Origin of the sequence: Dolomitihabitans soli (assembly GCF_022213955.1) — a bacterium.
GTDB classification, from domain to species: domain Bacteria; phylum Actinomycetota; class Actinomycetes; order Streptosporangiales; family Streptosporangiaceae; genus Streptosporangium_A; species Streptosporangium_A soli.
On record NZ_JAKNTW010000005.1, the window covers coordinates 537590 to 551095 of the forward strand.

Consider the following 13506-nt stretch of genomic DNA (forward strand, 5'->3'; position numbering starts at 1 on the left):
CCCGGTAGCGGCCGGCGTCCGGAGAGGCGCTAGCCTGCGGCTGTGGAACCCGTCGTCGCGGTCCTCCTGATCGTCGTCCTGGTGGGCGTGCCCACCTTCGTGCTGTGGCGGGTGCTCAGCGGGCGGCGGGAGCTGGGCAGCAGCCCCGCCGAGCGCGCCACCTTCGAGACCCTGCACACCGCCTCCCTCGCCGCGCCGCCGCTGCGCGCGGGCCTGACCGAGGCGGGCACCCTGAAAGCCTCCCGCCACCTGCGGGAACTGCTCGGCTCGCCCGCCCTGGCGATCACCGACGGCGAGCGGCTGCTGGTCTACGACGGCGCGGGCGACCACCACACGGGAACCGCCTTCGCCCTGGCGGGCGAGACCCTCAAAGACGGCCGGACCCACGTGCTCGGCCCCGACCTGGTCTCCTGCGAACACCCCGAATGCCCCATCAGGTACGCGGTCGTGGTCCCGCTCACCCCCGACGACCGCGTCGTGGGCACCCTCACCGCGTACGGCGGGCACGCCTCCGCCGGGCTGGTCAGGGCCACCCAGGAGGTGGCCCGCTGGGTCGACTCCCAGCTCGAACTCGCCGAGCTGGACCGCTCGCGCACCCTCCTGATGGAGGCCGAGGTTCGCGCCCTGCGCGCGCAGATCTCCCCGCACTTCATCTACAACTCGCTGACGACCATCGGCTCCTTCGTCCGCACCGACCCCGAGCGGGCCAGGGAACTCCTGCTCGACTTCGCCGACTTCACCCGCTACTCCTTCAGACGGCACGGCGAGTTCACCACGCTCGCCGAGGAACTGCGCTCCATCGACCGCTATCTCACCCTGGAGCGCGCCAGGTTCGGCGACCAGCTCCGCGTCACCCTGCGCATCGCCCCCGAGGTGCTGCCGGTCGCCGTCCCGTTCCTCTGCCTGCAACCCCTCGTCGAGAACGCCGTCCGCCACGGGCTGGAGAGCAAGCCCGGCACCGGGCACATCACGATCCTCGCGGAGGACGCGGGGGCCGAGTGCACCATCAGCGTCGAGGACGACGGCGTCGGGATCGACCCCGACCGGCTGCGCCGCATCCTGGCCGGCGACGACCGGCAGCGGTCCGGCGCGGGCGGGGTCGGTCTGGCCAACGTGGACGAGCGGCTGCGCCAGGTGTACGGCCACGACTACGGCCTCGTCGTCGAGACGGCCTCGGGCGCGGGCACCAAGGTCAGCGTCCGCGTCCCCAAGTACCGCCCGGGCGTCTCCGTCCGCTGACACGCCCCCGCATAACGCCTGCCCGCTGTTGCTGCCTGCTTGTCCGCTGCCCTGGCATCTGCTGCCTGGCGTCTGCTGGCGCCTGCCGTTTGCCTCCTGCTGTCCGTCGTTCTGGTGCCCGCCGTACGTGTTCGTACGGCAGGCCAGGCCGAAGCCGCTCGCCGTACGGGGTGGGGGTCCGTGGGGCGGGGGTGCTCCGGTGGGGGTGGCCGGGGCGCCGTGACGACTGGGGCGTCGGCGTGGGTCTTCGGTGGAAGATCCAGGCCTGGCACATCTCTGACCTGTGATGCTGTCGTGATGCCGTTGACTCTTTATGCCTGTTTCATCACGCTAAAGGGCATTCGATGGTGAGGGGAGGGCTGGTGAACGGTCTGCGAGTCCTGGCGGTGGACGATGAGCTGCCCGCCTTGGAAGACCTCGCCTATCTCCTGCGGGCCGATCCCCGGATCGGCGAGGTGACGATGGCCCGTGACGGGGCCGCGGCGTTGCGGCTGCTCGACCGGGGGATCGCCGAGGGCCGGCCGGTGGACGCCGTCTTCCTCGACATCCGGATGCGCGGCCTGGACGGGGTGGTGCTCGGGCGGCTGCTGTCGCAGTTCGCCAATCCGCCGCGGATCGTCTTCGTCACGGCGTACGAGGACCACGCGGTGGACGCCTTCGAGATCAAGGCGGAGGACTACCTGCTCAAGCCGGTGCGCCCGGAGCGGCTCGCCGAGGCCATCAGGCGGGTGTGCGTCGCCGCCGAGACGATGGGGCCCGACCTGGCCGTCCGCGACCCGGAGACCATCCCGGTCGAGCTGGGCGGCGTGACCAGGTTCGTGGCCAGCACCGATGTGATGTACGTCGAGGCGCAGGGCGACTACGCCCGCCTGCACACCTCCGCCGGCAGCCACCTGGTCCGCATCTCGCTGGCCACGCTGGAGGAGCGCTGGGCCACGGCGGGCTTCGTCCGGGTGCACCGCAGCCACCTCGTCGCCGTCAAGCACATCGACGAACTGCACATCGACTCGGGCCGTTGCGTGGTCCGCATCGACGGCGCCGAGATCCCGGTCAGCCGCCGGCACACCCGGGAACTCCGCGACCTCCTGGTCCGCAGAGCACGCAGAGGCCACGGCACGTGACGCCCCGCCGGTCCGCGCGGAGCCGGGGCGGCGTGCCGACGGCCGGGCGGCTGACGCCCCGCCGGTCCGCGCGGAGCCGGGGTGGCGTGCCACCGGCCGGGCGGCTGACGCCCCGTCGGCATGCGCGGAACTGGGGTGGTGTGCCGACGGCCGGGCGGTGGGAGCGCGGGCCGGTCGTCCGGCGTGCGCGGCGGCACGGCGGTGTGGCGGCTCGGCGGCGTGGGGGCGGGCCTGGTGGCGTGGTGGCCGGGCGGGCCTGTGGCGGGCGGTGGGTGTGATGACCGAGAAGCCGCGCAGGGAGGTCGTGACCAGTCCGCGGACGCAGGCGGCGCGCCGGCCGCGGTACCCGGTGACGCGTGAGATCGACGAGCAGACGCGGCTGGGGGAGGTCTACATCCGCTCGCTGGTCAGGACCCAGTTCCGGCTGGCGCTGTTCGTCTGCACGGTGCTCGGCTGCCTGATCGGCGGCCTGCCGCTGCTCTTCCTGCTGGTCCCCGACCTGCGCGAGGTGCGCCTCGTGGGCGTCCCGCTGCCCTGGGTGGTGCTGGCCGGGGTGATCTATCCGGCCTACGTCGCGGGGGCGTGGCTCTACGTACGCCAGGCTGAGCGCAACGAGCGGCACTTCGCCGAGATCGTCGAGCGGCAGTGAGCACCGCCTCCGGCGTCACCGCGGTCGTGCTGGTGATGCTCGCGGCGGTGCTGATCGGCGCCTTCGGCCTGCGGCTCTCGCGGACCACCTCCGACTTCTACGTGGCCTCGCGGTCGGTCTCGCCGCTGTGGAACGCCTCGGCGATCGGCGGGGAGTATCTCTCGGCGGCCTCCTTCCTCGGCATCGCGGGCCTGATCCTCGCCTACGGGGCGGACATGCTGTGGCTGCCGGTCGGCTGGACGGGTGGCTACCTGGTGCTGCTGGTCCTGGTGTCGGCTCCGCTGCGCAGGTCGGGGGCCTACACGCTGCCGGACTTCGCCGAGGCGCGGCTGTCGTCGATGACCGTCAGGCGTACGGCGAGCGTGCTCGTGGTGCTGATCGGCTGGTTCTACCTGATGCCGCAGTTCCAGAGCGCGGGGCTGGTGCTGCGGGCGGTCACCGGCGCACCCGTCTGGGTGGGGGGAGTGCTGGTGGCGGTGGTGGTGGCCGTCAACGTGCTGTCGGGGGGCATGCGCTCGATCACCTTCGTCCAGGCGTTCCAGTACTGGCTCAAGCTGACCGCGCTGGCGCTTCCCGTGATCTTCCTGTTGATGGCCTGGCGGGCCGACGGAGCCCCGGGGATCTCCGCCCAGGACGCGGCCACCTGGGCCCTGCCCCTGGCCAGCGGCAGGGACTTCCCGATCTACTCCACCTACTCGCTGATCCTGGCCACGTTCCTGGGCACCATGGGCCTGCCGCACGTGCTGGTCCGCTTCTACACCAATCCGGACGGCCGGGCGGCTCGCCGTACGACGCTGGTGGTGCTCTCGTTGCTGGGCGCCTTCTACCTGCTGCCCGCCGTCTACGGCGCGCTCGGCCGGCTCTACACGCCGGAGCTGCTGGTCGCGGGCCGTACCGACGAGGTGGTGCTGACGCTGCCGGGGCGGCTGGTCGGCGGGACGCTGGGGGAGCTGTTGTCGGCGCTGGTGACGGCGGGCGCGTTCGCGGCGTTCCTGTCCACGTCGTCGGGGCTGACGGTGTCGGTGGCCGGGGTGATCGGGCAGGACATTCTGCGCGGCGGGGTGCGTTCCTTCCAGGTGGCCACGGTGCTGGCGGTGATCGTCCCGCTGGTGCTCGCCTCGGTCGCCCGGTCACTGCCGGTGGCCGACGTGGTGGGGCTGGCTTTCGCGGTGGCGGCGTCGTCGTTCTGCCCGTTGCTAGTGCTCGGCATCTGGTGGTGGCGGCTCACCTCGACGGGCGCGATGGCCGGTCTGCTGGCCGGCGGCGGCCTGGCCTGTACGGCGGTGCTGACCACGGTCGTCGGCGGGCCGTACGAGGGGTGGATCGGGGCGCTACTCGCCCAGCCGGCCGCCTGGACGGTGCCCGTCGCCTTCATCGTGATGATCGTCGTCTCGCTGGCGACGCCCGACCGGGTGCCCGTGGACGTCGCGCGTACGATGGTCCGGCTGCACACGCCGGAACGGCTGAACGTCAACCGCGGCGACTGGCGGCCCCGGCGAAGTTGATCGACCGCTCATCGCCGATATCCGACCTTTCACCGCAAGGTGGGATCAGCTGGCCGCCACGCCGGGCCGACTCGGCGAACAGCCCGCCTGACCCCCTCGGCGGGAGATACCTTCCCCTCCTACCGTGGGCGTGATCCGCATCACATGCGTGGGAGGTCCAGTGACGACGCGAGAACATGATTCATCCGTATATGAACAGGTGCAGGGCAGCGAGGAGTTCCAGGAGCTGAAGCGGCGTTTCCGCGCGTGGACCTTCCCGATGACCGCCGCATTCCTGGCGTGGTATCTGCTTTATGTGGTTATGTCCGGTTGGGCCCGTGACTTCATGGGCGCCAAGGTCATCGGCAACATCAATGTGGCCTTGATCTTCGGCGTGCTGCAGTTCGTCTCGACGTTCGCCATCGCGTGGGCGTATTCGCGGCACATGGAGAAGAAGATCGACCCGCTGGCCGACAAGCTCCGCCACGAGGTCGAGGGTGGCGCGGAGGGGACGACGAAGTGAGTTCGGGGACGCTTTCCACCATCCTGTTCCTGTTGTTCGTCGCGGTGACGCTGGGCATCACCTTCTGGGCCAGCAGGAACACCAAGACCGCTGCCGACTACTACGCCGGCGGCCGGTCCTTCACCGGCGCGCAGAACGGCCTGGCCATCGGCGGCGACTACATGTCCGCCGCGTCCTTCCTCGGCATCGCGGGCATCATCGCGCTGTCCGGCTACGACGGGTTCCTCTACTCCATCGGCTTCCTGGTCGCCTGGCTGGTGGCGCTGCTGCTGGTCGCCGAGCTGATGCGGAACTCCGGCAAGTTCACCATGGCCGACGTGCTGGCCTTCCGGATGAGCCCGCGGCCGGTGCGGACCGCCGCCGGCGTCTCCACCATCACGGTGAGCATCTTCTACCTGCTGGCCCAGATGGTCGGCGCGGGCGCGCTGGTCGGCCTGCTGCTCGGCATCACCGGCGAGGCCGCCAAGGCGTGGACCATCGTCGCCGTCGGCATCCTGATGATCATCTACGTGGTGGTCGGCGGCATGAAGGGCACCACCTGGGTGCAGATCGTCAAGGCCGTGCTGCTGATGAGCGGCGCGACCCTGGTGACGCTGCTGGTGCTCGGCAAGTTCGGCTTCAACCTGTCCGCCCTCCTCGGCGAGGCGGCGGCGCAGAGCGGCAAGCCCGGTTTCCTGGAGCCCGGCCTGAAGTACGGCACCGAGGCGCAGGGACTCGCCGGCAAGATCGACCTGATCAGCCTCGGCCTCGCCCTGGTGCTCGGCACCGCCGGCCTGCCGCACATCCTGATCCGCTTCTACACCGTGCCCACCGCGAAGGACGCGCGGAAGTCGGTGCTCTGGGGCATCGGCATCATCGGCGTCTTCTACCTGCTCACCCTGGTGCTCGGCTTCGGCGCCGCGGCGCTGGTGGGCGGGAAGGCGATCGTCGCGCAGGACAAGGCGGGCAACACCGCCGCGCCGCAGCTCGCCGAGGCGATCGGCACGGCCATCTTCGGCGACCTCGGCGGCACGATCCTGCTGGCCATCATCGCGGCGGTGGCGTTCGCCACGATCCTGGCGGTCGTCGCCGGGCTCACCCTGGCCTCCTCCTCCAGCTTCTCCCACGACCTGTACGCGCACGTGTTCAAGCGCGGCAATGTGACGGAGAAGGAGGAAGTGGTCGTCGCCAGGATCTCCGCGCTGGTCATCGGCGCGGTCTCCATCGGCCTCGGCATCCTCGCCCAGGGGCAGAACGTCGCCTTCCTGGTCGCGCTGGCCTTCGCGGTGGCGGCGTCGGGCAACCTGCCGGCGATCCTCTACAGCCTGTTCTGGAAGAGGTTCAACACCTCGGGCGCCGTGTCCGCGATCTACGGCGGCCTGGGCTCCGCCCTGATCCTGGTGATCTTCTCACCGGTCGTGTCGGGCAGCGCCACCGCGTTGTTCCCCGGCGCCGACTTCGCCTGGTTCCCGCTGCAGAACCCGGGCATCGTGTCCATCCCGCTCGGCTTCTTCGCCGGCTGGCTCGGCACCGTGCTCAGCAAGGAGTACAACGCGAGCAAGTACGCCGAGATCGAGGTCCGCTCGATGACCGGCGTGGGCATGGAGAAGGCCGACGGCCACTAGCCGTCCGCACCGACGGGCCCGGTCGTGGACTGCCACGGCCGGGCCTTCGGTCATCCGGCCCGCAGCCGTTCGCCGGCCGGATCGGCCACCCGGGCGGGGGCGCTCTCGGGGACACTCTCGGGGACGAGGGCCGACAGTTCATCCAGGGCCTCGCGGAGGTGGCCGAACAGCCGCCACACGTCGTCCACGCGGCCGGGGTCGGCGATCACCCCGAAGTCGAGGGAGCCGTCGTAGGAGAAGCAGGTGATGCTGAGCCCGCCGCTCACGTCGGTGAGCACCGAGATCGGGTGGTACGCCTCCACCCTGCCGCCGCACAGGTACAGCGGGAACTGCGGTCCGGGCACGTTGGAGATGATCAGGTTGATCGGCGGGAAGGCGAGCGAGGCGAGCCGGAAGACCGGGGCGGTGGCCATCGCCGTCACGGGGGCGGGCAGCAGGGCGCACAACTCGCTCAGCCAGGTGGCGGGGGAGCGGGCGAAACGGCGCTTGGCCGAGCGCATGGTGACCTTGACCGCCTGGAGCCGTTCGCGCGGGGACGTGAGGTCGGTGGGAATCGGGGCGACCATGGCGGAGATCCGGTTGCCCGGGGCCCGGTCCGGCTCCGCCGTACGGACGGCTACCGGGACGGCGGCGATCAGCGGCCGGTCGGGCAGCGCGTCGTGTTCCCGCAGCCAGGCGCGCAACGCCGAGGCGCACATCGTCATCACCACGTCGTTCACGCTCATCCCGAACGCCCCCGCGATCCGCTTGACCTCGCCGAGGGGCAGCGAGCCGTACGCGAACCGCCGTTCCGGGCCGATCGGCCCGTTGAACGGCGTGCGCGGCACCCCCAGCCCGGGCAGGTCCGGCATCTTCCGGGTGTCGCCCGACATCAGCCGGGCCGCCCGCGCCACCAGCCGCGCGCCGGGCAGCCCCGCCGCGAGTGGCACCGCGTCCAGGTCGGCGGCGGTACGGCGGAGCGACCCGAGCGCCCGCAGCGGATGGGTCATCGACCGGGTCACGGCGTCGGCCAGCATGGTCAGCGGGGCCGGGGCGGTGACGCGCTCCGGTTCGGCGGGCGGCTCGACCGTGCGCGGCTCCGGCGACAGGTCGAGCAGGGCGGCGAGCGTGTCCGCGCCGGAGACGCCGTCGATGGCGCAGTGGTGCACCTTGGTGTAGAGCGCGACCCGGCCGCCGGAGAGCCCGTGGATCAGGTGCATCTCCCACAACGGGCGGCGACGGTCGAGGCGGCGCTCGTGGATTCTGGCCACCACGTCGGGGAGCAGTCCGGGAGCGGGCAGGGTGAGCTCGTGGACGTGGTCGGCGGGATCGAAGCCGGGGTCCTCCGTCCAGTAGGGGTGATCCAGTCCGAACGGGACGTCGGCCAGCCGCTGCCGCAGAGCGGGCGCGAGATGGATCCGCGTGCGCAGCAGCGCCACCAGACCGTCCCGGGTGATCGCGCCCGAGGGGGCGCAGGCCGGGTCGAGGATCGCCATCCCGGCCACGTGGGCGGTGGTGGTCGCCGATTCGGCGTGCAGGAACTGCGCGTCGAGCGCGGAGAGCTGGCGCATCGTCGGGGCCTCCTGAAACGGGAATGTGAGCATCATCACGCCGCTGAGTTACCGGCGCGTTTCCTGAAGGTCTCCAGCACATTCTTCCAGGGGAATTTAGGCGTCAATGACCACTAATAGCGCGATTTGTTCTCATATATTGTTCTATATGCTGCTTGGGCTGCACTAATGGGCTGCCGTTTTCGACGCAGTGAGTTTCCTCTCACCAGTGCCCGGGGACGGCCCTTCGTCACCGGGAGGCCGTCTCGACCCGCACCGGGTGCGCGACCACGGCGTCGAACAGGTAGCCATAAGTGTTGAACTGGGCCACGTCCGGTTGGCGAGCGCCGGTCTCGTCGCTCGCGCGGGCGAGCAGGACGTGCGGTCCCGGCCTGACCGGACGCCAGACGATCTGCCACGGCGCCCACGCCTCGGCGGGCCGCCGCCCGTCCAGATGGGCGTCCCGCCAGGTCGCGCCGCCGTCCGTGCTCGCCTCCACCCGCGTGATCCGCCCCTGGCCCGACCACGACCTGCCCCGCAGCACCTGCGGCCGGCCCGCCTGGATGACGGCGTCCCACGGCAGCTCGAACGCGCTCGTGATGCCCCGCGTGGTCAGCGGATCGCCGCCGCCGCACGGACGGCCGGGGCCGAACATCCGATAGAAACGGGTGTTCCACGGCGAGAAGAGCCGCTCGGCCGACACCTCGATGTCACCGACCCATTTGATCGACGCGATCCCGATCCACGACGGCACCACCAGCCGGACCGGGAAGCCGTGGTCCGGCGGCAGCGGCTCGCCGTTCATCTCGTAGGCCAGCAGCACGTCGTCGAGCGCCTTGGCGATCGGGAGCGGGCGGCGAACCGGGCCATAGTCCACCCCGTCGCTGACGTAGTTCGCGTCCAGCCCGCTCGGCAGCACGTCGACCGCGTTCCCGGTGAGCCCGGCCTGCCGCAGCACGGTGGACAGCGGTACCCCCCGCCACCGCGCCACGCCCACCCCGCCCAGCCGCCACGGTGTGCCGGGAACCTCCTGCCCCTGCTGCGAGGCGAAGAACGAACGCCCGTTGCCCGCGCACTCGATCGCCACGTCGGCCGTCACCGACGGCAGCGCGAGCAGGTCGTCGTAGCCGAACTCCCGGGGGCTCGTCACCCCGCTCCCGTGGATCCGCAGCCGCCAGGTCGTGACGTCGATCAACGGGGTCGCGGTGTGGTTCCGCACGAAGAACCGGTCGTTGGGCACCTGGTAGCCGACCCCGCTCAGCGCCTCCCAGCGCGTCTCCGCGTTGGTCTCGTGCACCACGAACAACTCGTCGGGCAGCGGTTTGACGATCCCCGCGCCCCCGCTCACCCGGGTCGGCACGCCGCCGCCGGCCTGCCCCCGGCTCAGCACCGCTCTGCTCCCGCCGGGCCCGGTCTGACTCGCGCTCATCCTGTCCTCCCGGCCCTCACCGGTCCCCGTCCGGCTCACCAGCTCGCCGCGGGCCCTCGTCGTGGTCCTACCCCCGGCCGCTCCGACTGCACCGATCAGCTCCTCGTACGGCATGCGGCCCACTCCTCTTTCTTGGTTTACTTCATTTCCTACCAAGAGAGTATGTAATTGGGAAGTGGGCGGGGGGTTCCGGCCGGGGCGTGTCGCGGCTCAGATCCGATCTCCATGGCCCAGACCTGCCGCAGCTCGACGAACCGACGACCTCTCTCGACCGGACCGGCAGCAGGACGGCCCACATGTCCAACCGGACCCGGTAGCAGTACGACCCGCATGTCAGGCAGGTGGGCGGCTCGGGTCGGGAAGGCGGTGACTCAGGGGCGGTGGAGGAAGGCGAGGAGGCGGTCGAGCGGCCAGGTGTTGATCACATCGTCGGTGGTCAGCCAGGCCCGCTGGGCGATGCCGATGCCGTAGTGCTGGTGGGCGAGGTGCGGGATCGCGTGCGAGTCGCTGTCGATGGAGAACTTGACGCCGTGGTGCCGGGCCAGCCGTACGAGGTCGGCGGGGAGGTCGGAGCGGTCGGGGTAGGCGTCGATCTCCATGACCGTGCCGGTGCGCGCCGCGCAGCGGAACACCGCCTCCCAGTCGGCGTCGACCGGCGGTCGCTTGCCGATCTTCCGGGTGGTGGGATGGCCGATGATGTGCACGTGCGGGTTCTCGCAGGCGGCGATGAACCTGGCCGTCATCTCCTCGCGGGACTGGGTGAAGTGCGAGTGCACACTGGCGACGGTGATGTCGAACCCTTGGAGGACCTCGGCCGGCCAGTCGACGGAACCATCCGGGGCGATGTTCAGCTCGGTGCCGTGCAGCAACCGCATGTCCGGATATTTCTGTTGAAGGTGGCCGAGCTGCTCACGCTGCGCGAGGGCCTTGTCCAGCGTCATACGCTGCATGACCAGGTCGGGCGCGTGGTCGGTGACCGCGTAGTAGGAATAGCCCCGGCCCGCGGCGGCCGCCACCATCTCCGCCAGCGAGGCGATGCCGTCCGTCAGGTCGGTGTGGGTGTGCAGATCGCCCCTGAGATCCTCCAGGGTGACCACCTCGGGCAGCTTCCCGCCGAGCGCCGCCGCGACCTCGCCGCCGTCCTCCCGAAGGGTCGGCGGGATCCACGGCATGCCGAGCGCCTGGTAGATCTCCTCCTCGGTCCGCGAGGCGATCACCCGCTCGCCCTCGAACAGGCCGTACTCCGACAGCTTCCAGCCCTTCTTGACCGCCATCTCCCGGATACGGACGTTGTGCTCCTTGGACCCCGTGAAGTACTGCATCGCGGCGCCCCACGACTCGGCGGGCACCACCCGCAGATCCACCTGCAGCCCCTGCCTGGTGCGGATCGAGGTCTTCTTCTCCCCGGCCGCGATGACCTCCTCGACGTACGGCTGGGCGCGGAAGGCGGTCATCAGGGTCTCGGGCGCCACCGCCAGGATGTCGATGTCGCCGATCGTGTCGCGCATCCGCCGCAGCGACCCGGCATAGGCGATCCGCTCCACCTGACCCGTCTCGGTCAGCGAGGTGATGATCTTCTCGGCGAGGTCCATGGCGACGCCGACGTGCACCCGCCGGCCCGCCTGCTCCATCTGCTCGATGCCCTTGAGCAGGTTCTCCTCGGTCCGGGCGCCGAAGCCCTTGAGGCCGGTCAGCCGCCCGGCCCTGATCGCCTCGGCGAGCGACTCGGGCGAGTCGATGCCCAGCTCGCCGTACAGGAAGATCGCCTTCTTCGGCCCCAGCGTCGGCACCCGGGTCATCCGCCGGACCCCTTCGGGCACCCGCCCCCGCAGGTCGTCGAGTTGCCGGAAGCTCCCTCTCGCCAGGAACTCCTCCACCTTCTTGGCGATCGCCTCGCCCACCCCCGGCACCCCGCGCACATCGGCGCCCGAGATGTCCTCCGGGTAGCCCGCGATCGCCTTCGCCGCCTTCTGGTAACTCCGCACCCGGAAGGCGTCGCCCCCGTTGATCGCGAACAGATCCGCGTACTCCTCGAGAGCCGCCGCGGCCTCATCGTTTGCCCGAGCCATATGCCACAGCGTAGGCGCTCCCCCCGACAATTCGCCGTTCGCCCTCCAGGTCAGGGCGGGGTCAGTATTTGGTCACGGGGGGTAACGAGCCGAGAGAGTAGGGTGTGAAAGTGGTTGACCTGGCCCAGGCCGAGGTGCTCATCGTCGCGCTGCAGACGGAGGTTCGCGACATCAATGCGAGACTCGTCAAGGTAGAGAAGACATCGCACCTCGGGGCAACAGTGAGCGATCATTCAGTGGAGCTGGACAGGCACACCGACCTGCTGCACGAGATCAGGCGGCAGACCGACCGGATCGGCGCCCCCGCAGATTCGGACAAGACCGTCTGGTCCCGGCTCGATGACCACGATCGGATCCTCAACGAGCACAGCGTCATCCTGAACGAGCACAGTGCCATGCTCAAGGAGATCCTTGCGATCGTGAAGCAGAACTAGCGACCCGTTCGCAGGTCCCCGCCGTGCGGCGGGGACCTGTGGCGCGGTGCCGGGCCGGGCTCGAAGGGTCACGAGTGCATCCGAGTCGTCACGGCGACCGGCCACGCGCGCCCGAGTGGCGTGCATCCGCGGACACCCGCCGCCTGCGGCGCGTGGCGCCGGCGTGGCATGCCGTACGGACACGACGTACGGACACGACGTACGGACGCGACGTACGGACGCGACGTACGGACGCGACGTACGGACGCGACGTACGGACGCGACGTACGGCGCGGGTCACATGGCGACGGGGCGGGGGCGGTAGGAGTCGCCGAGGAGGGCGAGTTCCTTGTCGGTGAGGGTGAGCTCCGCGGCGGCGATCGCGTCGTCGACGTGACGGTCCTTGGTGGCGCCGATGATGGGGGCGGACACGCCCGGCTGGGCGAGCAGCCAGGCGAGGGCGACCTGGGCGGGGGGCACGTCGCGCGCACGGGCGACCTGGGCGACGTTGTCGAGGATCCGGGCGTCGTTCTCCGGGTCGTAGAGCTGCTCGATCCGGCCGTCGGTCGCGGTGCGGGTGGTGTCGGTGACGTCGGAGCCGGCGCGGGCGAGCAGCCCGCGGGCGAGGGGGCTCCACGGGATCAGCCCGACGCCCTGGTCCAGGCAGAGCGGGATCATCTCCCGCTCCTCCTCGCGGTAGAGCAGGTTGTAGTGGTTCTGCATGGTCGCGAACCGGGTCCAGCCGTTGCGTTCGGCGACGTGCTGGGCCTTGGCGAACTGCCAGGCCCACATGCTGGACGCGCCGATGTAGCGCGCCTTGCCCGCTTTGACCACGTCGTGCAGCGCCTCCATGGTCTCCTCGATCGGCGTCTCGTCGTCCCAGCGGTGGATCTGGTAGAGGTCCACGTAGTCGGTGCCGAGGCGGCGCAGGGAGTTGTCGATGGCGGCCATGATGTGCTTCCGGGACAGGCCCTTGTCGTTGACGCCCTTGCCGACCGGGAAGAAGACCTTGGTGGCCAGCACGTAGTCGTCCCTGGAGGGGAAGATCCGGCGCAGGATCCGCCCTGAGACCTCCTCGCTGGTGCCGAGGCTGTAGACGTCGGCGGTGTCGAAGAACGTGACGCCCGCGTCGGCCGCCCGGCGCACGATCGGCTCGCTGTGCGCCTCGTCGAGCACCCAGTCCTGCCATCGGGTGGGGTCGCCGAAACTCATCATGCCCAGGCAGACCCTGGACACCTGGAGGCCAGTGGTGCCAAGCCGTACGTAATCCATACGCAGCACTCTAAACCGCGCCCAAGGGGTGCCCGTGGAGGGGGCGGTGGTGCGGCTCTGGCAATACGGTGGCGCTTGCTTGAAGGAACAGCGGGATAATCTTTCCCGAAGATAGTGAAATTTGCTTTGATAGGGGAATGGATTGACCATGCCCTTCCTGCTTGGCATGTCGCA

Annotated in this window: 11 protein-coding genes; 7 read left to right on the top strand and 4 right to left on the bottom strand. The window is 70.4% G+C overall.

What is annotated here, in order from left to right; genetic code table 11:
• Positions 1 to 42 precede the first annotated feature (42 nt).
• The 6 genes from MBA17_RS13280 (at position 43) to MBA17_RS13305 (ending at position 6620) form a co-directional block, all read left to right on the top strand.
• Entirely contained in the window at positions 43 to 1239 is a 1197-nt protein-coding gene (locus MBA17_RS13280; RefSeq protein WP_238496711.1) for a histidine kinase, read from the top strand.
• A gap of 362 nt (positions 1240 to 1601) precedes the next feature.
• Positions 1602 to 2360 carry a LytR/AlgR family response regulator transcription factor gene (locus tag MBA17_RS13285; protein ID WP_238496712.1) on the top strand — a complete coding sequence of 253 codons (759 nt, stop codon included), beginning with the start codon at positions 1602 to 1604 and terminating at the stop codon, positions 2358 to 2360.
• Between the two features lie 277 nt (positions 2361 to 2637).
• The gene (locus MBA17_RS13290) at positions 2638 to 3009 is read left to right on the top strand and encodes a hypothetical protein (RefSeq protein ID WP_238496713.1); all 372 of its coding nucleotides are present in this window, start codon (positions 2638 to 2640) and stop codon (positions 3007 to 3009) included.
• Positions 3006 to 4514, top strand: coding sequence for a sodium/solute symporter (locus MBA17_RS13295; protein WP_455432755.1), 1509 nt, complete (start codon positions 3006 to 3008; stop codon positions 4512 to 4514). Before MBA17_RS13290 ends, MBA17_RS13295 begins: the two co-directional genes overlap by 4 nt.
• Positions 4515 to 4674: 160 nt before the next feature.
• Positions 4675 to 5016, top strand: a complete 342-nt coding sequence (locus MBA17_RS13300) for a DUF485 domain-containing protein (protein ID WP_238496714.1) — start codon at positions 4675 to 4677, stop codon at positions 5014 to 5016.
• Positions 5013 to 6620, top strand: a complete 1608-nt coding sequence (locus MBA17_RS13305) for a solute symporter family protein (RefSeq protein ID WP_238496715.1) — start codon at positions 5013 to 5015, stop codon at positions 6618 to 6620. The genes MBA17_RS13300 and MBA17_RS13305 overlap by 4 nt, the downstream gene beginning before the upstream one ends.
• Before the next feature lie 50 nt (positions 6621 to 6670).
• On the opposite strand, the gene MBA17_RS13310 is transcribed toward MBA17_RS13305, so the two are convergent.
• The 3 genes from MBA17_RS13310 to polX all read right to left on the bottom strand — a co-directional run bounded on the left by MBA17_RS13310 (position 6671) and on the right by polX (position 11647).
• Entirely contained in the window at positions 6671 to 8170 is a 1500-nt protein-coding gene (locus tag MBA17_RS13310; RefSeq protein ID WP_238496716.1) for a WS/DGAT/MGAT family O-acyltransferase, read from the bottom strand.
• Between the two features lie 229 nt (positions 8171 to 8399).
• Complete coding sequence (locus MBA17_RS13315) at positions 8400 to 9692, bottom strand: sulfite oxidase (RefSeq protein WP_238496717.1); 1293 nt, start codon at positions 9690 to 9692, stop codon at positions 8400 to 8402.
• 257 nt (positions 9693 to 9949) lie between these two features.
• Positions 9950 to 11647 (bottom strand): DNA polymerase/3'-5' exonuclease PolX, encoded by a 1698-nt coding sequence (polX, locus tag MBA17_RS13320; protein WP_238496718.1) that lies wholly within the window; start codon positions 11645 to 11647, stop codon positions 9950 to 9952.
• A 104-nt stretch (positions 11648 to 11751) separates the two neighbouring features.
• Here polX and MBA17_RS13325 point away from each other — a divergent pair, with 104 nt between their 5' ends.
• Entirely contained in the window at positions 11752 to 12081 is a 330-nt protein-coding gene (locus MBA17_RS13325; RefSeq protein WP_238496719.1) for a hypothetical protein, read from the top strand.
• Between the two features lie 276 nt (positions 12082 to 12357).
• Here MBA17_RS13325 and MBA17_RS13330 read toward each other — a convergent pair whose 3' ends face one another.
• Entirely contained in the window at positions 12358 to 13332 is a 975-nt protein-coding gene (locus tag MBA17_RS13330; protein WP_238496720.1) for an aldo/keto reductase, read from the bottom strand.
• Positions 13333 to 13506 lie beyond the last annotated feature (174 nt).